15 protein-coding genes are annotated in these 23,256 nt (G+C 74.5%); 9 read left to right on the top strand and 6 right to left on the bottom strand.

The features are described from left to right. Window positions 1–10: 10 nt before the first annotated feature. Both ABTY15_RS09725 and ABTY15_RS09720 read right to left on the bottom strand, forming a co-directional pair. Entirely contained in the window at window positions 11–2,425 is a 2,415-nt protein-coding gene (locus tag ABTY15_RS09725; protein ID WP_350578943.1) for an FtsX-like permease family protein, read from the bottom strand. Beyond that, a complete protein-coding gene (locus tag ABTY15_RS09720) occupies window positions 2,422–3,111 on the bottom strand; it encodes an ABC transporter ATP-binding protein (RefSeq protein WP_350578940.1) in 690 nt (229 codons plus the stop codon). The genes ABTY15_RS09725 and ABTY15_RS09720 overlap by 4 nt, the downstream gene beginning before the upstream one ends. Window positions 3,112–3,315: 204 nt before the next feature. Here ABTY15_RS09720 and ABTY15_RS09715 point away from each other — a divergent pair, with 204 nt between their 5' ends. Together ABTY15_RS09715 and ABTY15_RS09710 are read left to right on the top strand one after the other, a co-directional pair. Beyond that, window positions 3,316–4,557: a sensor histidine kinase gene (locus tag ABTY15_RS09715; RefSeq protein WP_350578937.1), complete on the top strand. Its 1,242-nt coding sequence runs from the start codon at window positions 3,316–3,318 to the stop codon at window positions 4,555–4,557. After that, window positions 4,554–5,243 (top strand): response regulator, encoded by a 690-nt coding sequence (locus ABTY15_RS09710; protein ID WP_350578934.1) that lies wholly within the window; start codon window positions 4,554–4,556, stop codon window positions 5,241–5,243. Before ABTY15_RS09715 ends, ABTY15_RS09710 begins: the two co-directional genes overlap by 4 nt. Window positions 5,244–5,311: 68 nt before the next feature. On the opposite strand, the gene katG is transcribed toward ABTY15_RS09710, so the two are convergent. Next, complete coding sequence (gene katG / locus ABTY15_RS09705) at window positions 5,312–7,540, bottom strand: catalase/peroxidase HPI (RefSeq protein ID WP_350578931.1); 2,229 nt, start codon at window positions 7,538–7,540, stop codon at window positions 5,312–5,314. A 179-nt stretch (window positions 7,541–7,719) separates the two neighbouring features. Here katG and ABTY15_RS09700 point away from each other — a divergent pair, with 179 nt between their 5' ends. Then, window positions 7,720–8,133 carry a Fur family transcriptional regulator gene (locus ABTY15_RS09700; protein WP_350578928.1) on the top strand — a complete coding sequence of 138 codons (414 nt, stop codon included), beginning with the start codon at window positions 7,720–7,722 and terminating at the stop codon, window positions 8,131–8,133. Window positions 8,134–8,158: 25 nt separating this feature from the next. On the opposite strand, the gene ABTY15_RS09695 is transcribed toward ABTY15_RS09700, so the two are convergent. Both ABTY15_RS09695 and ABTY15_RS09690 read right to left on the bottom strand, forming a co-directional pair. Continuing rightward, window positions 8,159–12,433 (bottom strand): caspase family protein, encoded by a 4,275-nt coding sequence (locus ABTY15_RS09695; protein ID WP_350578925.1) that lies wholly within the window; start codon window positions 12,431–12,433, stop codon window positions 8,159–8,161. After that, complete coding sequence (locus ABTY15_RS09690) at window positions 12,430–13,296, bottom strand: lipase family protein (RefSeq protein ID WP_350578922.1); 867 nt, start codon at window positions 13,294–13,296, stop codon at window positions 12,430–12,432. The genes ABTY15_RS09695 and ABTY15_RS09690 overlap by 4 nt, the downstream gene beginning before the upstream one ends. A gap of 236 nt (window positions 13,297–13,532) precedes the next feature. On the opposite strand from ABTY15_RS09690, the gene ABTY15_RS09685 reads away from it, so the two are divergent. The 6 genes from ABTY15_RS09685 to ABTY15_RS09660 all read left to right on the top strand — a co-directional run bounded on the left by ABTY15_RS09685 (window position 13,533) and on the right by ABTY15_RS09660 (window position 21,915). Then, entirely contained in the window at window positions 13,533–14,396 is an 864-nt protein-coding gene (locus ABTY15_RS09685; protein WP_350578915.1) for a thermonuclease family protein, read from the top strand. A 226-nt stretch (window positions 14,397–14,622) separates the two neighbouring features. Next, window positions 14,623–15,144 (top strand): nucleoside-triphosphatase, encoded by a 522-nt coding sequence (locus tag ABTY15_RS09680; RefSeq protein ID WP_350578913.1) that lies wholly within the window; start codon window positions 14,623–14,625, stop codon window positions 15,142–15,144. 39 nt (window positions 15,145–15,183) lie between these two features. Then, window positions 15,184–15,495: a hypothetical protein gene (locus ABTY15_RS09675; protein ID WP_350578910.1), complete on the top strand. Its 312-nt coding sequence runs from the start codon at window positions 15,184–15,186 to the stop codon at window positions 15,493–15,495. Window positions 15,496–15,589: 94 nt separating this feature from the next. Further along, on the top strand, window positions 15,590–17,956 hold the full coding sequence (locus tag ABTY15_RS09670; RefSeq protein WP_350578907.1) for a glycoside hydrolase family 65 protein: 2,367 nt from the start codon (window positions 15,590–15,592) through the stop codon (window positions 17,954–17,956). A 410-nt stretch (window positions 17,957–18,366) separates the two neighbouring features. Further along, entirely contained in the window at window positions 18,367–20,730 is a 2,364-nt protein-coding gene (ppsA, locus tag ABTY15_RS09665; RefSeq protein ID WP_350578905.1) for a phosphoenolpyruvate synthase, read from the top strand. Window positions 20,731–20,874: 144 nt separating this feature from the next. After that, the gene (locus tag ABTY15_RS09660) at window positions 20,875–21,915 is read left to right on the top strand and encodes a zinc-dependent alcohol dehydrogenase family protein (protein WP_350578903.1); all 1,041 of its coding nucleotides are present in this window, start codon (window positions 20,875–20,877) and stop codon (window positions 21,913–21,915) included. A gap of 28 nt (window positions 21,916–21,943) precedes the next feature. Here the strand turns inward: ABTY15_RS09660 and ABTY15_RS09655 are convergent, their stop codons facing one another. After that, the gene (locus ABTY15_RS09655; RefSeq protein ID WP_350578900.1) at window positions 21,944–23,245 is read right to left on the bottom strand and encodes a cytochrome P450; all 1,302 of its coding nucleotides are present in this window, start codon (window positions 23,243–23,245) and stop codon (window positions 21,944–21,946) included. Window positions 23,246–23,256: the final 11 nt, after the last annotated feature.

The raw sequence follows: 23,256 nt of genomic DNA, 5'->3' as shown, positions 1-23,256 counted from the left end.
CCCGCCCCCGCTACTCCGCGCGCAACGCCTCGACGGTCCGCGCCCGGGCCGTCCCCCAGGCGGGCGGCAGCGCCCCGAGCACCGCGATCAGCACACCACCGAGGCCGAGCAGCACCAGCGCCGGTGTGCCGAACACCCCGGTGGCCGCGGCCGGGAAGCGGAGCCCGGCGCTCTCGCCCATGGCGGGTACGGTCAGTCGGTGCAGCGCCAGCCCGGCGGGCAGGCCGACCGCGCCGCCCAGCAGGCCGACCAGGACGACCGAGGCGAGCACCGTGCCCATGGTCTGTGCCGGGGTCATGCCGAGCGCCTTGCCGACGCCCAGGTCCCGCCGCCGCTCCCGGACCTCCAGGACGACGGTGTTGAGCACGCCGAGCCCGGCGACCAGCACCAGCAGCAGGGTCAGCGTGCCGGTGAGCGCGTCCAGTGCGGCGATCACGCCGCTGGAGCCGCCGGGTGAGCCGGCCTCGGCCACCAGGCCGAGCGGGGCGAGCGCGCCGCCGAGGGCGCGCGCGTAGGCGGCGCGCTCGGTGCCGGGCTTCAGCCTGACCGACCAGGTCTCGGGCCGCGGGGCCGCCCCGGACGGGAAGGTGGCGACGTCGGTGAACAGTTCGTCGGTCTGCGTGTGCGGGTCGAACACTTCCCCGACGATCCGCAGGACGACCGCCGTGCCGTGGGTCTCGACGGTCACCCGGTCGCCGACCCGCACCGACGCCGCGGCCAGAAAGGTGCTCGGCGCGACGGCCTCGCCCGGGCCCTGGAACCAGCGCCCGGAGACCATCCGGTAGCCGGACCAGGACGCGTCGCCGTCGAACGCGAACACCGTGGTGGCGCCGGCCACTCCGGCGACGGTGACGTCCGTGGTGGCGGTGCCGTAGGACGCGGCCGTACCCGGCTGGGCCGTCAGGGCGGCGCTGACCGCGGCCGGATCGGCAGCGGCCGCATCGGCCCCGCCCGGCCGCGCGGACGGCACCGGGCCGGCCGGGCCGACCGGGCGGACCGGGCCGACCGGGCGGGCGGGGTGCACCTGGACATCGGCGGTGTCATGGTTCTTCGCCCCCTGCACCCAGGCCAGCGAGCCGCCCATGCCCACCGCGAAGACCGCCGCGGCGGTGCCGAACGCCACGGCCGCGAGCATCCCGGCCGCCCGGGCCGGGCGGGCGAAGGGCTGGGCGAGCCCGAGGCCGATCGGCCGGGGCAGCGGCAGCCGGGCGGCCAGCGCGGCGGCGCGGGCGGCCGCCACGTCCCGCCGGGTGGCACCCGCCGTACGGCCGACGGCGAGCGCGTCCACCGTGCGCAGCCGTCCGGCACGGGCCGCGGCCGCCCAGGCGGCGAGGGCCACCGCCCCCAGGGTGCCGCCCGCCACCGCGACGTCCACCCACGGCGCGATCCCGGCGGTCGGACTCCCGTACAGCTGCGCGGTGGTGGCGAGGACCGGGACGGTCAGCAGGTTGCCCGCGACCACACCGCCCAGCGTGCCGATCCCGGCCGGGACCAGGGCCTGCGCGAGGTAGGCGCGGACCACCTGGGCGGGGGTGCAGCCGAGCGCCTTGAGGACGCCGATCCGCCGGGTGGCGGCGCCGACCGCGCCGGCCACCACGTTCCCCGCCACCAGCACCGACAGCACCACGCCCAGCAGCCCGAACGCGACCAGGAAGGGCAGGAAGAGCGCGGTGTTGCGGTCGCTGCCCTGTTTGACGGTCAGCCAGGACTGGGCACCGGTCAGCGCGTCGGCGGGCACCGCGGCGGCGACGGCGCTCCGGTCGGCGGCCACCGCGGCAGGGTCGGCGGCGTCGGCGAAGCGGTACAGCATCTCGTACCCGGGCGTGCTGCCGGGCGCGGTGAGCGCGGCGACGCCCCCAGGCAGCACCCAGGCGTCCGCGGTGCGGCTGACCGACCGGGCCAGGCCGACCACGGTGAGCGTCGGCGCCCCGGGCAGGCCGGGCAGCCGGAGCGTGCCGCCGGGCGCCGCGATCGCGTCGGCGTACCCGGCGGCGACCACCACCTCCCCCGGTCCGCTCGGCCAGCGCCCGCGCAGCAGGGTGACCTCGTCCACCCCGCCGGCTGGATCGGCGCGGCCGGCGACCAGCATCGGCGCCATCCGCGCGCCGGGCGGGACGGCCACGCCGGGGCCGGGCTCGGGATCGACCGTGACGGTGCGGAACGGCCCGGCGGCCGCGGTCACCCCGGGGGCGTGCGCCGAGTCCGCGAGCTGGGCGGCGCTCACCCGGGCGCCGTCGAACCGCGCGGTGAGATGGGCTCCGCGCTGGCCCGCGAAGGCGTGCTCGAAGGGCTCCTGCGAGGCCACCAGCAGCGAGCCGCCGAGGACGGAGGAGGCGGTGGCCACCAATGCGGCCAGCCCGATCGCGACCGACTGCGTCCGACGGCGGCGCACCCCGGCGCGGGCGACCCTGCCCAGCGCGGTCATGCCGCCACCGCCGTGTCCGAGGCGATCCGGCCGTCGGCCATCCGGACCGTCCGGGTGGCGCAGTCCTCGGCGAGGGTCAGGTCGTGGGTGACCAGCAGGATGGTCTGGCCGTCCGCGTGCAGCTCCCGGAACAGTTCCTTGACGTCCTCGCCGGCCGCCGAGTCCAGCGCGCCGGTCGGCTCGTCGGCCAGCAGCAGCGCCGGTCGGTTCATCAACGCCCGTGCCACCGCGACGCGTTGACGCTCACCACCGGATAGCCGGGCCGGGTGGGCGCGGGCGTGCCGGTCGATGCCGAGCGCGGACAGCAGCTCGGCGGCGCGGCGCCGGGCCTCGCCGCGCGGGACGCCGGCCAGTTCGCCGGCCAGCGCGACGTTGTCGGCCACGGTCAGGTCGTCCAGCAGGTTGAAGAACTGGAACACCATGCCGATCGTGCCGCGCCGGTAGCGGGCGGAGGCCGCCTCGGTCAGCCGGTCCACCCGGACCCCGGCGACGGTGACCGTCCCCGCGCTCGGCCGGTCCAGCCCGGCCACCAGGTTGAGCAGGGTGGACTTCCCGCTGCCGGACGGGCCGAGCACGGCCACCGACTCCCCCGCTCGCACGCTCAGCGTGACCTCGTCCAACGCCGCCCGCGCGCCCTCGTAGTGGCGGCTCACACCGCTCAGTTCGATCACCGGTCCGCTGCTCATCCCCGCTCCTCCATCGCCTGCCGAAGTGGCCGGGAAGAACGTACGAACGGGCGGCCGGGGCTCGCGTCCGCCGCCCGTGGCACTTTCGGTACCGCGTCGGAGGTACGTGCCGCGGGGTCATCCTTCCGATGTAGTCGCCGGGTGTACGGCCGCCCGCCGGGTGCGGGGCTGTGCCGGACGGCGCCGGGCCGCCACAATGACCCGGTGATCAACGCCCCGACGGTGGCCCGGCTGCGCGCCGCGGCCCGCCTGACCAGCGACCCGGACGCCACGCCGCCGCCCCGGCCGACCCGGCGCGGGCTGGCGTTCGACGCCGCCCTGGCCCTCTTCCTCGCCCTGGTCGGCGCCCGTTACGTCACCACCGCGAGCGAGTCGGACGGGGCCGTCTGGACCGGGCTGATGCCGCTGGTCCCGCTCGTGCCGCTGCCTCTGGCGTTGCGCCGGCGCCACCCGTTGACGGTGCTCTGGACGGTGCTGCCGGCCGCTCTGCTGGTCCGGCACCAGTCGGCGGACATCGCGTACACGGCGGGCGTGGTCGTCATCGTCGCCGCCTACAGCGCCGCCGCGTACGGGCGTCGCCCGGCGGCCGTCCTGCCGAGTCTTCCGGTGGCCGCCGCCGTGCTGGTGGTGCTGTTCGACGCCGCCCAACTGCCGCACTTCCCCAACGCGGTGGTGGCCCTGCTGGTACTCGTCCCGGTCTTCGCGGTCGCGTACGAGCTGCGGATGTGGCGCCGGCGGGTGGACGAGGGGCGCGAGCGGCTGTCCGCCCTGGAGCGCGCGCAGCTGGCCGCCCTCCGGCACGCGGTGGAGCTCGAACGGGCGCGCATCGCCCGGGAGTTGCACGACGTGGTGACCCACAACGTGAGCATGATGACGATCCAGGCCGGGGCGGCCCGCAAGATCCTGGACACCGCCCCGGACAAGGCGCGCGAGGCGATGGCCGCGGTGGAGGCGGGCGGACGCGCGGCGATGACCGAACTGCGCCAGGTGATGGGCCTGTTGACCGTCGACGCGGAGACCGGGGACGCCCCCGCCGCGGTCGTCGAGCTCAGCCCGCAGCCCGGCCTGGACCGGCTGGGCGCGCTGGTCGAGGGCGTCCGGCGGGCCGGGCTGCCGGTCGAGCTGACCGTCACCGGGGAGCCCCGCGCCGTCCCGCCCGGGGTCGAACTCGCCGCCTACCGCGTCGTCCAGGAGGCGCTCACCAACACCGTCAAGCACGCGGGCGGGGCCGACGCCGCGGTGACCGTCGAGTACGCCGCCGACCACCTGCGGGTGGAGGTCACCGACACCGGCGGCCGCCCGACCGGCGCCGCCGCCACCGGCAACGGACGCGGCCTGCTCGGCCTGCGCGAACGCCTCGCCGTCTACGGCGGCACCCTGCACACCGGCCCCCGGATGCGCGGCGGCTACCGCGTCAAGGCCCTGATCCCGCTGGAGAGTTCGTGAACGAGAACGCGCTGCGCGTGGTGGTCGCCGACGACCAGGCCCTGGTCCGCACCGGGTTCCGGCTGATCCTGGAGTCGGAGGGGATCGAGGTGGCCGCCGAGGCCGAGGACGGCGAGCAGGCCGTCGCCGCCGTCCGCCGCACCCGGCCGGACGTCGTCCTGATGGACATCCGGATGCCCGGGCTCGACGGGCTGGAGGCCGCCCGACGCATCCTCGCGGACCCGGCCGGCGATCCGCCGCGGGTGATCATGCTGACCACCTTCGACCTCGACCAGTACGTCTACGCCGCGATGGCCGCCGGGGCCAGCGGCTTCCTGCTCAAGGACGTCACCCCGGAGCACCTGGCCGCCGCCGTCCGGCTGGTGCGTACCGGGGACGCGCTGCTGGCCCCGGCCATCACCCGTCGACTGGTCGAGCGCTTCGCCCGCCCGGGCGCGCCCGGCGCGGTGGCCCCGCACCGCGAGCTCGGCACGCTCACCCCGCGCGAGCTGGAGGTGATGTCCCTGCTCGCGCGCGGCCTGAGCAACGCCGAGCTGGCCGCCCGCCTCCAGTTGTCCGAGGCGACGGTGAAGACGCACGTGGCCCGGATCCTCGGCAAGCTCGGCCTGCGGGACCGGGCCCAGGCGGTGGTCGCCGCGTACGAGACCGGCCTGGTCAGCGTGGGCACGGCGCCCGAACCCAGGTAACGGCAACGAGGACGCAAACGGGAGCCCGGGGCCGTGGCCCCGGGCTCCCGTCAACCGACCAGCCGGGATCAGACCAGGTCGAACCGGTCCAGGTTCATGACCTTGACCCACGCCGCGACGAAGTCCGTCACGAACTTCTCCTCGGCGTCGTCGCTCGCGTAGACCTCGGCGACCGCGCGCAGCTCGGAGTTCGAGCCGAACACCAGGTCGGCGCGGCTGCCGGTCCACTTGAGCTTGCCGGCGGCGTCCCGCGCCTCGAAGGTGTGCGCGTCCTCCGAGGTGGCCTTCCACTCGGTGTCGAGGTCGAGCAGGTTGACGAAGAAGTCGTTCGTCAGCGTGCCCGGGTTGTCGGTGAGGACGCCCAGCGCGGACTGCTGGTGGTTGGCGCCCAGCACGCGCAGGCCGCCGACCAGGACGGTCAGTTCGGGGGCGCTCAGGGTCAGCAGGTTCGCCTTGTCCAGGAGCAGGTACTCGGCCGGCAGCCGGTTGCCCTTGCCGACGTAGTTGCGGAAGCCGTCGGCGGCGGGCTCCAGGTTGGCGAAGGACTCGACGTCCGTCTGCTCCTGCGCGGCATCCACCCGGCCGGGCGAGAACGGCACCTCGACGGTGTGGCCGGCCGCCTTCGCGGCCTGCTCCACGCCGACGCCGCCGGCCAGCACGACCAGGTCGGCCAGCGAGACCTGCTTGGCACCGGCCTGCGCGTTGAACTCCTGCTGCACGCCCTCCAGGGTGCGCAGCACCGAGGCCAGCCGGTCCGGCTCGTTGACCTCCCAGCCGATCTGCGGCTGGAGGCGGATCCGCCCGCCGTTGGCACCGCCGCGCTTGTCGCTGCCGCGGAAGGACGAGGCGGCCGCCCAGGCGGTGGAGACCAGCTCGGCGACGGAGAGGCCGGTGGCGGCGATCTTCTGCTTGAGCACGGCGACGTCCGCCGCGTCGATCCCCTGGTGGGTGACGGCCGGCAGCGGGTCCTGCCACAGCAGCGGCTCGGTCGGGACCTCGGGGCCGAGGTAGCGGACGACCGGGCCCATGTCGCGGTGGGTCAGCTTGAACCAGGCGCGGGCGAAGGCGTCGGCGAACTGCTCGGGGTGCTCCAGGAAGCGCCGGGAGATGGGCTCGTAGACCGGGTCCAGGCGCAGCGACAGGTCGGTGGTGAGCATCGTCGGGGCGTGCCGCTTCGCCGGGTCGTGCGCGTCCGGGACGGTGTCCGCGCCCGCGCCGTCCTTCGGCTTGTACTGGTACGCGCCGGCCGGGCTCTTGGTCAGCTCCCACTCGTAGCCGAACAGGGTCTCGAAGAAGCTGTTGTCCCAGGTGACCGGGGTGGGCGTCCAGGCGCCCTCCAGGCCGGAGGTGATCGCGTCGCCGCCGACGCCGGTGCGGAAGGCGCTCTTCCAGCCGAGGCCCTGCTGCTCCAGCGGCGCGGCCTCGGGGTCGAGGCCGACGTTGTCGGCGGGGCCGGCGCCGTGGGTCTTGCCGAAGGTGTGGCCGCCGGCGATCAGCGCGACGGTCTCCTCGTCGTTCATCGCCATCCGGCGGAAGGTCTCACGGATGTCGCGGGCCGCGGCGATCGGGTCCGGGTTGCCGTTCGGGCCTTCGGGGTTGACGTAGATGAGGCCCATCTGGACGGCGGCGAGCGGGTTCTCCAGCTCGCGGTCGCCGGTGTAGCGCTCGTCGGCCAGCCAGGTGGTCTCCGGGCCCCAGTAGACGTCCTCGTCGGGCTCCCACTCGTCGACGCGGCCGCCGCCGAAGCCGAAGGTGTCGAAGCCCATGCTCTCCAGCGCGACGTTGCCGGCCAGGATCATCAGGTCGGCCCAGGAGAGGTTGCGGCCGTACTTCTTCTTCACCGGCCACAGCAGGCGGCGGGCCTTGTCCAGGTTGGCGTTGTCCGGCCAGCTGTTGAGCGGGGCGAAGCGCTGCTGGCCGGCGCCGGCGCCGCCGCGGCCGTCGCTGATCCGGTAGGTGCCCGCGCTGTGCCACGCCATGCGGATGATGAACGGGCCGTAGTGCCCGTAGTCGGCGGGCCACCAGTCGTGCGAGGTGGTGAGGGCCTCGGCGATGTCGCGCTTGACCGCCGGGAGGTCGAGGGTGTTGAACGCCGCGGCGTAGTCGAATTCCCCGCCGAGCGGGTTGGCCACGGCCGGGTTCTTCGCGAGGATCTTCAGGTTGAGCCGTTCCGGCCACCACTGGCGGTTCCCGCCGCCCTGGGTGGGATGCGGCGCGCGCCCGTCGTGGGCCACCGGGCAGCCGCCCGCGCCCTCCGCCTTCGCCTGTACGCCGGTTGCATCGTGGTTCTCAGACATGGGAATCCTTCCCTACACGGCGGATCACGGTGTCTTCCTGGTACCTAGGCTATCGCCGGAGCCGATCCTACGATGGACCCAATCCAAGTCAAGAAAGACACCAAACCCATATCCGATCAGGAACCGGAAAGCGGTTGATAAACTCCGGTCTTCCCATTGACCTGAATAGGTGAACCGATATGAGTGACCTGCTGGAGCGGCTGCGCGGACGCGGCTGGCGTCTCACCTCCCAGCGGCGTGTCGTGGCCGAGGTCCTCGACGGCGAGCACGTCCACCTGACCGCCGACGAGGTGCACGCCCGGGCGGCCCAGCGGCTGCCCGAGATCTCCCGCGCCACCGTCTACAACACCCTGGGCGAGCTCGTCACCCTCGGTGAGGTCACCGAGGTCGCCACCGACGGCCGTGCCAAGCGGTACGACCCCAACGCCCACCAGCCCCACCAGCACCTGATCTGCACCGGCTGCGGCACCATCCGCGACGTCCACCCCACCGGCAACCCGCTCGCCGACCTCCCGGCGGAGCAGCGCTTCGGCTTCACCGTCTCCGACGCCGAGGTCGTCTACCGCGGCCTCTGCCCGTCCTGCGCGGGCTGAGCGGCCGCTCTTCTGCGGTCGCGGTTCACCGGCGGCCGGGGTCGAGCACGACCACCTCGTGGCCGGTCGCGACGACGATGGCGCCGTCCTCGGCCATCGCCAGCATCTGGACGCGATAGGGGAAGGGCCAGTGGCCGAGCTCCGTGCCGCTGGCGGCGTCCCAGAGCCGCACGGTGTCGTCCTGGCCTGCCGTAGCCACCCGTAGGAAGCCGTCGATCTCACGACCGGCCAGGGCCCACACCTTCGAGGGCGTGGTGACCACCGGTCGGCCCTCGTCCGAGGTGCAGTCCCAGCGGCGCACCTCCCCGGACCCGGTGCCGTAGAGCAGGAAGGACCCCTCTGCCGACTCGGTGAGGGCGAGCGCGGTCACCGAGCCCGTGTCGACGTCCGCGCAGTGTCGCAGCACGCCGGTGTCGAGGTACCAGGCGGTCAGGTGGTCGCGCCCGAAGTCCGGCTCCTCGGGCCCGTCGGGACGACCCAGCCCGATGACCACGACGACGTCCTCGCCGCCGATCCGGGCGCCGAGGGCGCGTCCGCCGGGGTGCGGAGAACCCTCAAGACTAGACATCTGCCGACCCGTCTCCAGGTCGTAGGCCCGAAGCGCCCCGTCGGCCTCGACGAGGACCGTCGGCCGTCCACGCAGGGACATGCAGCCGTACACGTACGCGTTGATGTCGCTGGTGGCCAGAAAGCCCACCGTCGCCCCGCTGAACGGGTCGCTGACGCGGACGCCCGCGGCCGAGCGGTCCTGGCAGGCCACCAGGAGCTCTCCGTCCAGCACCACGCAGTGCGCAAGGTCGTAGACGGACGAGCCCGCCGCGAAGGAGGCCACCGCTTCACCGGTTGTCAGGTCCCACACCCAGGCGTGGCCGTCCGTACCGCCGGAGGCCACGAGCGGCCGGCCGTCCCGGGCCAGGAGAGCGACGGAGCAGACGGTCCCGGTGTGACCGGCATGCTCCCGGCGGAGCGTGGCGCGCGTGAGGTCCCACACCCGTACCTCCCCGTCGTACCCGCCCGTGATCGCGACCGGTAGTCCGGAGACATCGGTACACGCCGCCGAATACACGATATTGGTGTGCCCGCTCAACCGGCGCGGCTCGGCATGGTCCGTGAGACTCCAGACCGACGCCGGGCCGTTGGCCTCACCGCACACGGCCACCACGGCCCCGTCCAACTCGGTGACGGCCAGCGCCGTGGTCCTCTCGCTCTCTCCGTCCATGGGAACGATCCGGTGGCGCCCGCCGCCGGTCAGATCCCACAGGCGCAGGAAGCCGCCGACGCTCCCGACCACCACCGGCAGGCCGTCCACCACGACCGGGGCCAGATCGTCGATCCAGTACTCCCCGATGTCGAAGGCCGTCCGCTCGGCGCCCGAGCGCAGGTCCCACACCCGCACCCGGCTGTCCCGGCCGCCCGACACCACGACCGGCACACCGTCCACGACGTGGCAGGCGAGCGCTTGGACGAACCCGTCGTGCGCCGCGATCACGTGCCGCGCCGTGGCTGAAGGCCAGTTCCACACCCGGACGGTGCCGTCCGCGCCGCCAGTGACCACCACCGTCTCCCCGTCGACCACCGCGAACGCCACCGCGAACACCGTGTCGTCCCGGAACGTCTTGTGCCCCCGGTCCCCGTGGCCGCGCAGAACCGCCAACTCCTCGCCGGTGCCGAGGTCCCAGACCCGGGCCGTCCCGTCGCGGGAGCCGCTCACGGCCAGCGGCCGTCCGTCCACCACGGCACACGCCACCGCGTCCACGGTGGCCCGGTGCCCGACCAGGGTGCGCAGCTCACGGTTGGTGACGAGGTCCCAGACCTTCAGCGTGTCGTCCGAACTGCACGTGACCGCGACCGGCACGCCCTCGACCACCGCGCACGCCACGCCGAACACCCAGCCCGTGTGCCCCGCCAGCGTGGCCCGCAGCGCGGGGCTGACCTGGGCCCCGGTGGCCCAGCGCAGGCGCCACGGGTGCGGTCCGGCCAGCCGCCGGGCCAGTTCGGCGTCCTGGTTGCGCAGGGCGTCCAGCGCGAGCACCAGCCGCCGGTCGGCGGCCGGCAGCGCGGCGTGCCGCCCGGCCGAGATCCGGTACGCCGCCGCGATGCGCCGGCCCCACTCCGTGGTCACCTCGCCGAGCGCCCGCAGTAGGGTGTCGGGCGCCGCGGCGGCCAGGTAGCCGAGGTCGTCGAGGAGTTCGTCGACCCGCCCGGCCCGCACCGCGTGCGTCGCCAGGTGCCGCAGGACGTACGGGTGCGCCCTGGCCCAGTCCCGCTCGCCGGTCATCGCGCGCGGCACCGTCCCCAACAGGACGTCCACGAAGGCGTGTTGCACGCTCCGCTCGTCGACGCCCCGGCGCAGGTGCTCGTCCAGCGCCATGTGGTAGAGCCGGTAGGCCGAGCGGCCGCCCTCGGTCGCCTCCACCACGTAGGAACCGGCGTGGTGCTTGAGCCAGAACAGGTCCGCGTTGGTGAACGGCCGGCCGGCGACGGCGGCGGCGAGGGGTGCCCAGACGTCCTCCCAGGGCAGGCCCTGCCCCTCGCCGTACGCGAGCGGCCGCAACAGCTCGCGGGCCCGGACGGCGTCCGCCCCGAGCCGTCGGTCGAGGTCGCGGGCCATCGCGTCGTCCGCGGTGCGCGGCAGCGCGGCCACCCAGGCGGGGTCGTCCGGGTCGGCCGGGCCCGGCTCGGCAGCGAGCGTGCCCGCGACGATCCGGGCGACCAGGAACGACGGGCCCGCGGCCGTCGCGACGGCCTTCGCCACCCGGACGGTCCGTCCCGGCGGAAGGGCGAGGTAGGGGCTTCCGGGGTGGGACTCCAGCAGTGCCCGCAGCACGTACTGGGCCACCGCGGCCGGGTCGCGGTGCTCGGGACCGTCGAGGTCGAGCAGGCGCACGCCGGGTGGCAGGTGGCGCAGCAGGTGCGGCCTGGTCCCCAGCAGCAGCCGCAGCCGCCCCTGTCCGTGTTCCAGCAGCGGCCGGACGAGCTGGGTGAGCAGGGTGTCCGGGGTCGACGCCTCGTCGACCGCGTCGATGATGGCGGTGAACGGGCGCGCCCGTCCGGCCAGGGCGTCCACCAGGTCCGCGGGGGTGCGGGCCGAGGTGCGGGCCGCGGCCGCGAGCCCGCGCAGCACGTCCTCGTTGCTGAGGGACTGCGCGAAGATGGTGACGTCGACCGAGCCCTGGTCCGGGACGTCGCCGGGTGCGGCCAGGCCCAGCGCGTCCAGCGGCACGGTGGCCCGGTGCTCGGGGTGGGCCAGCGCGGCGGTCAGGCCGAGCACGGCCGTCTTGCCGGAGCCGGGGCCCGCCGTGACCACCAGCGCGGGGCTGGTCGGGTCGGGACGGGCGAGCCAGCGGGCGACCGCGCCCACCGCGCTCCGGCGCCCGGCGAACCACCACCGCGCGTCGTGGCCGAACGCGGCCATCGCCCGGACGAGCATCCGCTGGTTGAACTCGGTTTCGCGGCGCCGCTCCTCCGCGTCCCAGGCGACCGCGTTCTGGACGGCGAGGTCCAGCGCGCGCGGCCCGGCGTGGTGGCGCGGGTTGGGGAAGAAGTCCGGGACGACACCGCCGAGCCGCGCCGCGTCCCACTCGATGCGCTGGGTGGGCGGCTTGGCCGGGTCGGCGTTCATGTGCGCGACCAGGGCGCCCAGGTCGAGGCTGCGGGGCCGGGTGCCGGCCAGGGTGTGGCTCTCGACGGCGGCGGCCAGCAGCTCGGGGAACGCCCCTTCGAGCGCGAGCTGGGCGGGTTGCGCGGAGGCGATGACGGCGATGCCCGAGGGGTCGTCGTCGATGCTGCGCCGAAGGCTCTCCAGCGCCGCCCCCATGGCGTCCCCGCCGCCCTGGCCCGCGTGACAGGAATCGATCATCAGCAGCAGCTGGGTGATCTTCGTGTCATCGGTCAGCGCCGTCGCGATCTGGGCCGTGGGCAGGGCCAGTTGGGGCCTGCTCAGGTCGGCGTCGGCGGGGAAGAACACGTGCCGGCGCGGCCCGGAGCCGAGGAGTTGGCCGTGCCCGGCCAGGTAGACGGCCACGATGTCGTCGGGGCGCCGGTCGGGATCGGCGGCGAACCGGTAGAGGTGGTCGAGCAGCGTGTTGCGGTCGGGGTCGAGCCCGAGGTCGCTGACGTGGGTGTAGCCGAGCCGGCGGGTGAACAGGTCGATGATCTGCTGGCGGGCCTGGACCAGACCGGGCCGGTCGCCCTCGGGCGAGCGCTGGTGGTGGGCCACCGCGGTCGCGATCAGGAAGCGCCGGGGTTCCTGGCCGCGGATCCCGCCGGGCTCCCCCGCCGAGCTGGGGAAGGTGCTCACCGGAGCGCCGCCGCGAGTGCCGCACCCGTCTCCGCCTTGCCGAGGTAGTGGGTGGCGTCGTGGGCGTGCGACCCGTTGGGGACCAGGTGGCAGACCACGCCGTCGCCGAACCGCGGCCGCAGGTCCTTGACCAGCGCCACGACGTCCCGGGCGTCCGCGACGTTCGTCCAGGTCAGCGCCGTCCCGCCGGGCCAGGCGCCGCGGCCGTCGGCCGGCTCGGGCAGCAGCCGGTCGAAGACGAGGTTCGGGATGCCCAGCGGCGAGCCGAGCGTGACGAAGGACCGCACCCGGTGGCCCGGCAGCGCGCACAGCGCCTCGTAGGCCACCACCGAGCCCAGCGAGTGCGCCACCACCGCCTCGGTGTCCGGGCCGATCAGGGCCTGGACCCGGGCCGTCGCGGCGCTGCGCACCTCCGGCTCCCGCAGGTACCGCCGCAGCTGCCGCAGATCGCTGATCAGCGCGCGCTCGGCCATCCCGGCGAAGAACCGCGCCTGGGAGAGTGCGAGCAGCCCCCGCTGCACGGGCGCGCCGACCCCACCCAGCGTGCCGTTCGCGCCGGGGCCCACGACCTGCGGTTCGGCCTCAGCGGCCGCCGCCCACCAGGCCATCAGCAGCTCGGTCTCCCAACCGGGTTGGACGTCCGCCGCGGTGAGGTACGGGTACGGGTCGGCACCGGAGAGCGTGCGGCCCGGCGGCAGGAACAGGTCGCCGTAGTAGGCCATCGCGACCTCGTCGGCGCCCAGCAGGCCCGGCGCGCCGGCCCGGGCGAGGCCGTCGCGCAGAGCGGGCAGCCAGTCCTTCAACAGCTGCTCCTCCCCGAGCTGCTGCTTGCCGACCCCATGCACACAGACCACCCGCGCCATCGCGCCCCTCCCCAAATCCACGGTCGGACAAGCCTATAGACCGCTCGACCCGCCCGGCGCCACCAGCGCGGCGGCACGCGGCGCGGGGTGATTGCAGTCGATCGGACACGAACGTAGGGTGGCGACGCCTCCGCCGCCACCGTGCCGAAGGCGTCACCGACGGTCACCGCGCACCGCCGCGGACCGGCACACGCCGACGGAGCAGGCGGCTCCACCCACCTCCCCGAGGGGCTGTCATGACGCTGACGCTGATCCAGGGTTCGTACCAGGTGCTGGGCCTCCAGCCGGACGGCGACACCGTCGCCTTCAAGCCGACCGACCCGAAGGCCTTCGACAAGGTCGACGGGTGTCCGGTCAAGGTCGACAAGGGCACCGTCCGGCTCCGACTGGAGGCCATCGACGCCCTGGAAACGCACTACAGCCGGACCGGTCCGAATGTCCACCAGCCGCTGGAGTTCGCCCACCGGGCGGCCGAGGAACTGCTCTCCTTCCTGGGGTTCACCGGCGTGCGGCACAACGGCGAGACCGTCACCGACGCCTCCCCCAAGGAGACGCCCGGCTTCATCCTCACCAAGGGCGCCGACAAGTTCGGCCGCTGCGTCGCGCTGCTCGGCGTCGGCGCGCCGCCGAGCCCCGACGGCAGCCAGGTCAACGTGGACGTGCCGCTGCTGCGCACCACCGCCAACCACCACATGCTCGCCACCGGCCTGGCCTACCCGACCTTCTACAAGGGCTTCTTCCCCGAGCTGCGGGCCGAGATGGCCGCCGTCGCACAGCAGGCCCGCGCGGCCGGTCTCGGGCTCTGGCCCTCGGACGTCACCAACTCGCCCGACGGGGCGGTCATCACCGGCATGTCCTCGCTCACCGGCGACGTGGTCATCCTGCCGAAGCTGTTCCGGCGGCTGGTGGACCACTTCAACCTGGTGGGGCCGTCGCTGAACGGCTTCCCCACGTTCCTGGCCGGCGGCGGGGACGAGCTGGTGATCGAGCCGGCCGGCACCCAGGAGCTGAGCCTCAAGCCGCTGGTCGAGATCGTCAACGGCGACACGGCGGTCCGGATGATCGCCGCGCCCGAGGACCTCGTCTTCACCGAGGGCTGAGGACGGCTCAACCCTCCTGAGGGCAGCTGGACTTGGCCGGGTCACGGTACGCCGTGGCCCGGCCGGGTCCCCGGCGGTCCCGGCCTGGTCCCGGGCGAGGACGGACCGGCCGGCCCCGGCCGGTCCGCCGACCGGCGTTGCGGCCCGGGCCGGTCGGGGGACACGCTGGTGACAGGACCACCCACCACCCGACCGCCCGTCCGCGGTCCTCGCAACGGAGCCTGCGATGCCGACCAGGATCCTGCTGGAGGGGCGCCCCGGCAGCGGGAAGACCACCGCGATCCGACGGCTCGCGGCGCTCGTGCCGACCCGGGACACCACCGGCTTCACCACGGAAGAGATCCGTACGGGCGGCCGCCGGGTCGGCTTCGCCCTGGAAACGCTCGCGGGCCAGCGTGCCGTGCTCGCCCACGTCGACTTCCCGGGGCCGCCGCGGGTCGGACGCTACGGTGTCGACCTGGAGGTCATGGCACGCCTGGCGTTGCCGTCCCTGGTGTGGTCGGCGGGGACGCTGGTCCTCGTCGACGAGCTCGGGCGGATGGAGCTGGCGTACCCGCCGTTCGAGGAGGCCCTCCGAGCGCTGTTCGCCGCCGATGCCGACGTCGTGGCCACCGTGCAGGCGCAGCACGCCGCGTTCACCGACGCCCTCAAGCGCCGCGCCGACATCGAGCTCCTTCGACTCACCCCGGCGAACCGGGACGCCCTCCCGGAGCGCCTGGCGGCACGCCTGGCACCGGCGCGGCGCTGACCCGGCGACCCGGCGACCCGGCACGAAGGGACCTGTCCGATGGCCCGCCACGGCCGAACCACCACCGCGACCGCCCGCCGGCGCGACGGCCGCCACACCGGGCTGCTGCGCGCCGCGGCCCGCTGGTCCGAGCGCGCCGACCGCTCCACCGGGTGGACCCGCCGGGGTGTCGAGCGGTGCCGCCGCTGGGCCCGCGAGGGCGCCCGGCGGCCAGGAGAGCTGGCGCCCCCGTCCTGGTTCGCCATCGCCCTGCCCTTCGGCGTCGGGTGGTACCTCGTCCTCGGGGGGATCGCCCGGGTGTGGTGCCGGGTTGCCGACCGGTCCTGCCGGGTGCTCGCCCGCGCTCTGTGAGGCGGCGCGGCGGCGCGGTGGGCAGACTTGGAGGGAGACCGGTCGGCACGGAGGTCAGGTGGTGGCAGCAGACCCGCCGGCGAGGTATCCCGACATGCCGGACCCGTGGACGCTCCGCTACCGGGGCTTCGTCCCGGGCGAGGAGGGGATGCGGGAGGCGCTGTGCGCGGTCGGCAACGGGTACGTGGTCAGCCGGGGCGCCGCACCGGAGGCGGTGGCCGACGGGGTGCACTACCCGGGGACGTACCTGGCCGGCTGCTACGACCGGGCGGAGTCGGCGGTCGCAGGGCGCGTGGTCACCAACGAGGACCTGGTCAACTGCCCGAACTGGCTGCCGCTGACGTTCCGCCCGGCGGGCGGGACGTGGTTCACCGGACCACCCGCCGAACAGACCCTGGAGTTGGACCTGCGACGGGGGCTGCTCACCCGCACCGCCCTCCTCGTCGACGAGCGGGGACGGCGGACCCGGCTGGTGCAGCGCCGCTTCGCCAGCCAGGCCCGGCCGCACCTGCTCGCGCTGGAGAGCACCTTCACTCCGGAGAACTGGTCCGGCCCGCTGGAGGTCCGGTCGGGTCTGGACGGCGACGTCGCCAACACCGGGGTCGCCCGCTACCGGGGGCTGGTCGAGCGGCACCTCGTCCCGGCCGGGCAGGGGGTGAACGGGGACGGACTGCTCTGGCTGGAGGCCGACGCGGCCAACTCCCCGCTGAGGATCGCCCTGTCCGCCCGGACGAGGGCCGGTGCGGCGCGGGCGGAGGTCGCGGCGGAGTCCCGTGAGGGCTGGGCGGCCCACCTCCTCACCCTGGACGCCGAGCGCGGCCGACCCGTCGCCGTCACGAAGACGGTCGCCGTGCACACCTCCCGCGACCGGGCGATCGAGACCCCGCTGCGGGCTTCCCTCGTGCTCGCCGCCGAGGCCGGCGACTTCGAGCAGATGCTCGCCGAACACGTCCTGCGCTGGGCGGAGTTGTGGCGCCGCTGCGGGATCGAGGCCGACGTCGACGACGTCGGTCCGCTGCACCTGAACCTGTTCCACCTGCTCCAGACGTACTCCGAACACTCCGTCGACCTGGACGTCGGCATCCCGGCCCGGGGACTGCACGGCGAGGCGTACCGGGGACACGTCTTCTGGGACGAGCTGTTCGTGCTGCGGCTGCTCAACCTCCGCTTCCCCGAACTGGCCCGGGCCGTGCTCCGCTACCGCCACCGCCGCCTGGACGCCGCCCGCCATCAGGCCCGCGAGGTCGGGCTGCGCGGCGCGATGTACCCGTGGCAGAGCGCCGGCGACGGGCGGGAGGAGTCCCAGCAACTGCACCTCAACCCGCTGTCCGGCCGCTGGCTGCCTGACCACAGCCACCTGCAGAGGCACGTCGGCTCGGCGGTCGCGTACAACATCTGGCAGTACTACCAGGCCACCGGGGACCGGGACTTCCTCGCCTCGGCCGGCGCCGAGACACTGCTGGAGATCGCCCGCTTCTGGTCCTCCACGGCCACCTACGACCGGACCCGGGAGCACTGGTCGATCCGCGGTGTGCTCGGCCCCGACGAGTACCACGACGCCTACCCCTGGGAAAGCCGACCGGGCCTGGACGACAACGGGTACACCAACGTCCTGGCGTCCTGGGTGCTGGCCCGCGCCCAGGACGCCCTGGACGTCCTGCCCGGCTACCGCCGCGACGAACTGCGCGAGCGTCTGGCCCTCGACGACCCGGAGCTGGACCGCTGGCAGGAGGTCGGACGGCACCTGCACGTGCCGTTCCACGACGGCGTCCTCAGCCAGTTCGACGGCTACGAACGGCTCGCCGAACTCGACTGGCAGTCGTACCGGCTCCGTTACCCGGACCTGCGCCGGCTCGACCGGATCCTGGAGGCCGAAGGCGACACCGTCAACCGGTACAAGGCCTCCAAACAGGCCGACGCGCTGATGCTCTGGTACCTGTTCTCCGCCCGCGAGGTGCGCGACCTGCTGCGCCGCCTCGGCCACCCGGCCGACCACGAGCTGCTGCGCCGCACGACCGACTACTACCTGCGGCGCACCGTCCACGGCTCGACGCTCAGCTCGGTGGTGCACGCCTGGGTGCTCACCCGCTCCGACCGCCGCGCCTCCTGGCGGTACTTCCGCGACGCCCTGGTGGCGGACCTGCGCGACAGTCAGCACGGCACCACGGCGGAGGGCGTCCACCTGGGCGCCATGGCGGGCGCGGTCGACCTGTTGCAGCGCTGCTACACCGGCCTGGAGGTCCGCGAGGACGCGCTCTGGCTCGACCCGCGCCTGCCCTCCGCCCTCGGCCGGCTCGACCTGGACCTGCGCTACCGGGGCCACTGGGGCCTCGCGATCGCCGTCGACCGCCGTACGGTCACGGTGAGCCTGCGCGAGGACCGCCAGGAGCCGGTCCGGATCCGCCTGCGCGGGATCGAGGCGACGATCCGGCCCGGCGAGACCCGGCGCTTCCACCTCTGATGGGCCGGGCGAGCCCGACACCGGGGACCGTCCGGCCCCAGCCGTGGCCCGTGTTCGGTGGTGCCGTGGAAGAAGGACCACAGCCGGGCCCGGCCCCGAACCCGGCCAGGGAGGACGACGACATGAAAGCCGCCGTGGGAGACCGCATCATCGTCCAACGGATTCGACGGCTCGCCGGAGAGCCTCGCCGCCACCGGGTGGGCCGCCCGCGAGGCGCAGCGCCGGGCCCCGTCGAACTGTTCCGGGTCCGCCGGCGGGGCCGAACGGCCCCGGTGCGGCGGCCGACCGGGCCAGGCCCGAGGAACGAACGCCTCTCGCCCCTCCGGCTCCGTCGGCGGACAGTAGCAGGAACGGAGCCCCGGCGCGTCCAACACCGCCGGGCCACCCCGTCGACGCGTCTGGAGGCAGTCATGCGCCGTGTCATCCGATTCCGCGACCTCGGCCGGGAGGACGTCGGCCTGGTCGGCGGCAAGAACGCCTCGCTCGGCGAGCTGATCAACGGCTTGGGCCCGACCGGGGTCCGGGTGCCCGACGGCTTCGCCACCACGGCGGACGCCTACCAGGAGCTGCTCGACACCGGAGGCCTGCGCGAGGGGATCGCCGAGCAGGTCGACCGGCTCCACCACGGCTCCCCGCTGCCCGAGGTCGGCGCCGCCATCCGGTCCGCCGTCCTGGCCGCTCCGCTGCCCGCCGCGCTCGAACGGGACGTCCTGGCGGCGTACGAGCACCTCGCCCGTGAGTCCGGACGCGCGGACCCGGACGTCGCGGTGCGCAGCAGCGCGACCGCCGAGGACCTGCCGCAGGCGAGCTTCGCGGGCCAGCAGGAGACCTTCCTGAACGTCCGGGGGCCCGCCGCCCTGCTGGTCTCCTGCCGCCGCTGCTTCGCCTCGTTGTTCACCGACCGGGCGATCGACTACCGGGAGCGGATGGGCTTCGACCACCTCTCCCTGGCACTGTCGGTCGGCGTTCAGCTGATGGTGCGTTCCGATCTCGCGGGCGCGGGCGTGGCGTTCACCCTGGACACGGAGACCGGTTTCCCCGGTGTGGTGGTGATCAGCGCCGCGTGGGGGCTGGGTGAGACGGTGGTCAGCGGCCGGGTGGACCCGGACGAGTACACGGTGTTCAAGCCCGTGCTCAAGGACCACCACCTCGACCCCGTGGTCCAGGTGCAGCTCGGTGCGAAGCGCCGCAAGGCGGTGTACGCCGAGAACGGCTCGACCACCACCGTCGACACCGACGCCGCCGAACGGATCCGCCCGGTGCTCGGCCAGGGCGACATCCGCACCCTGGCCGAGTGGGCGGTGGCCGTCGAAGACCACTACGGCTGCCCGATGGATCTGGAATGGGCCAAGGACGGCATCACCGGGCAGCTGTTCCTCGTCCAGGCCCGGCCGGAGACGGTGCAGTCCCGCCGCCGGGGCGAGGTGCTTCGCCGCTTCCGCCTGACCGGCTCGGGCGAGCGGCTGGTGGACGGCATCGCGGTCGGCGAAGCGATCGGTGCCGGGCCCGTGTGCGCTCTGGCCGAGCCGGTCGGGCTGGAGCGGTTCCCGCAGGGCGCCGTCCTAGTCACGGAGATCACCGACCCGGACTGGGAGCCGCTGATGGAACGGGCCGCCGCGATCGTCACCGACCACGGCGGCCGGACCTCGCACGCAGCCATCGTCAGCCGTGAACTGGGCGTGCCCGCGCTGGTCGGGACCGGTTCGGCGACCGCCGTGCTGACCGACGGGCAGGAGGTCACGGTCTCCTGCGCCGAGGGCGCGGAGGGGCACGTCTACGCGGGCCGCGTGGCGTACGAGGCGACCGAGACCGACCTCGACTCGCTTCCGGCCACCCGGACCAAGGTGATGCTCAACCTGGCCGACCCCGGCGCGGCGTTCCGCTGGTGGCGCCTGCCGGCGGACGGTGTGGGCCTGGCGCGTACCGAGTTCGTGGTCGCCCACCAGGTCCGCGTCCACCCGATGGCGCTGGTCCACCCCGAGCGGCTGTCGGCCGAGGACCGCCGGCTGGTCGACGAGCTGACCTACGGCTACCCGGACCGGACCGACTACTTCGTGGACCGGCTCGCCCACGGCGTGGCCCGGATCGCCGCCTCCCGCTGGCCCGATCCGGTGGTGGTGCGCACCAGCGACTTCAAGACCAACGAGTACGCCCGGCTGGTCGGCGGCGCGCCCTTCGAACCGGCCGAGGCCAACCCGATGATCGGCTGGCGCGGCGCGAGCCGCTACTACGACCCCGGTTACCGCGAGGGCTTCGCCCTGGAGTGCCGGGCGCTGCGCCGGGCCCGCGACGAGCTCGGGCTGACCAACGTCGTGGTGATGATCCCGTTCTGCCGCACCCCGCGGGAGGCCGACCAGGTGCTGGCCGTGATGGCCGACAACGGGCTCGCCAGGGGCGCCAGCGGCCTGCGGGTGTTCGTCATGGCGGAGATCCCCGCCAACGTCCTGCTCGCCGAGGAGTTCGCCGAACGCTTCGACGGCTTCTCCATCGGCAGCAACGACCTCACCCAGCTGACCCTCGGCGTCGACCGCGACTCCGGTCTGCTCGCCCACCTCTTCGACGAACGCGACCCGGCCGTCACCCGCAGCATCGAGTCCCTGATCGCCACCGCCCACGCGGCCGGCCGCCACGTCGGCCTCTGCGGCCAGCGCCCCAGCAACGACCCGGACTTCACCCACTTCCTGGTGCGGGCCGGGATCGACTCCATCTCCGTCACCCCGGACAGCTTCGCCACCGTCAAACGTGCGGTGGCCACGGCCGAACAGGAGGGCTGACCGCGCCTCCTGCGCGCGGGCCGCGACGACCGGGCCACCAACGACCGCTCCGGAGCCGGCCAGGAGACCGCGCCTCGGGGTGAGGAAAGGAGAGGCCGCCATGGCCACCCCCACGGACCGGGGAAGCACGGACGGGAGCCGGCGATGAACGCGACCGGAGCAGGCCCAGCGGAGACCGGGGCCTGGGTGGTGGCCCACCCGGGCCCGGTGGAGGGCACACTCGGCGGGCCCCTGGTGTGGGAGCGGCGGCCACTGGACGCGCCCGGGCCGCACGAGATCCTGGTGGAGGTGGAGGCGTGCGGGGTGTGCCGCACCGACCTGCACCTCGCGGAGGGGGACCTCGCCCCCAGGACGGTCAGGTGCACACCGGGCCACGAGGTGGTCGGGCGGGTGCGGGCGATCGGTTCCGCGGTCGGGGAGTTCACCGTCGGGGACCGGGCCGGGGTCGCCTGGCTCGCCCGGACCTGCGGCACCTGCGGCTACTGCCGCAGCGGACGGGAGAACCTCTGCCCCGACTCGCGCTACACCGGCTGGGACCGGCACGGCGGCTACGCCGGGCACCTGACCGCTGACGCCCGCTTCGCCTACCCCCTCCCCGAGGGCCCGCCCGCCGAGGAACTCGCCCCGCTGCTGTGCGCCGGAATCATCGGCTACCGGGCCCTCGAACGAGCCGAACTACCCGGAGGCGGCCTGCTGGGCATCTACGGCTTCGGCGCCTCCGCCCACCTGACCGCGCAGCTCGCCATCGCCCGCGGCGCCCGGGTGGCCGTCTTCACCCGGGCCCCCGCGGCCCGGCGACTGGCGCTGGAGCTCGGCGCCGCCTTCGCCGGCGACTCGTACGACCCGCCCCCGGAACCGCTGGACGCCGCCATCCTCTTCGCCCCGGTCGGCGAACTGGTACCGACCGCCCTGAGCGCCCTGGACCGCGGCGGCACGCTCGCCGTCGCCGGCATCCACCTCTCCGACATCCCGACGCTGGACTACCAACGGCACCTCTTCCAGGAACGCACCCTGCGCAGCGTCACCGCCAACACCCGCGCGGACGGCCGGGCCTACCTCGCGGAGGCGACCCGGACCCGCCCGGCCGTCCACGTGACCCGCTACCCCCTGCGACGGGCGGACGAGGCGCTCGCGGACCTCGCCGCGGACCGCGTCACGGGGGTCGCCGTACTCGTCCCGGAGTAGCGCGAGCCGGCCCGGGTGCGGCGGTCGATCACCGCCAGCGGATCCTCAGGTCCTTCAACCCGTTCTGGAAGTTGGAGACGAGCCGCGTCGGCGGCCCGCCCGGAGCGAGCTCCAGCCCGGGCAGCTCGGCGACGATCCGACGGATCAGGGCCGACATCTGGATCCTGGCGAGCCGCGCTCCCACGCAGAAGTGCGGGCCGAACCCGAAGCTGACGTGGTCGTTCGGCGTGCGGGAGATGTCGAAGCGGTCCGCGTCGGGGAACACCGACTCGTCCCGGTTGGCGGAGGCGTGGTAGACGACCACCTTGTCCCCACCGCGGATCGGGGTACCGGCCAGCACCACGTCCCGGGTGGCCGTGCGCCGGAACTCCAGCACCGGCGGCCAGAACCGGAGCATCTCCTCGACCGCCGGAGGGACCAGATCGGGCCGTCGGGACAGCCGACCGTACTGATCGGGGTGGATCAGCAGGGAGTACAGACCACCGGGCAGACCGTTGCGCAGCGTCTCGTTGCCCGCGACGGCGAACAGGAAGAACATCGTCTCGAACTCGGCGGCACTCAGGCCGGCTTCCCGCAGGCGGGCGACGATGCTGCCCGGCGGCGGCTGTTCGGCGAGCGCGTGGGCGTACCCGAACATGTCGGCCAGGGCCGCCCGGGAGCGCGGGTTGAGCGGACGGCCGTCGGGGGTGGTGCGGATCGTGGGGCGCAGGGCGAGTGCCGCACGGCCCGCGTCGGTGAGCCGAGCGGGGTCGACCGTACGGGACTGGGCGTGGTCGGGGTCCTGGTAGCCGATCACGCGGTTCGACCAGTCGACCAGGAGCTGCCGGTCCTGCTCCGGCACTCCCAGGATCCGCGCCAGCGTCCACACGGGCAGGTCGGCGGCGATCGGTACGAAGTCGGCCTCGCCCAACGGGCGGATCGCCGCGACGAGTTCGGCCGCGCGCCGCTCGATGGCCGTGGTCAGCTCGTGCAGCACCCGCGGGGTGAAGGCGGCCGCGACGGTCCGGCGCAGCCGGGAGTGGTCGGGCGGGTCCTGGTTGAGCATCATCGTCCGGGCGAAGTCCAGGTCGGCCGGGCTGTCGGGGTCGCGGATCTGGGTGGCGCCGAGGTGCGAGGAGAAGTCCTCCGGGCTGCGCAGCACGTGCTTCACGTCGGCGTGCCGCAGCACCGCCCAGTAGCCGGTCCCGGCCGGCCAGTCCCCCACCGCCGGCTCCTCCACCCAGCAGACCGGCGCTTCGGCCCTCAGCTCGCGGAAGAGCTCGTACGGCACGCCGTCGGCGTAGGTGGCGGGCAGGAAGATCCCGTTGACGCGCGCCTGATCGAGGGTCATGGGGATGGACG

It is taken from the genome of Kitasatospora sp. NPDC097643, assembly GCF_040302625.1.
In the GTDB taxonomy this organism is placed as follows: domain Bacteria; phylum Actinomycetota; class Actinomycetes; order Streptomycetales; family Streptomycetaceae; genus Kitasatospora.
Note: the sequence above shows the minus strand (reverse complement) of the source record. Positions and strands in the feature narration are given on the sequence as shown.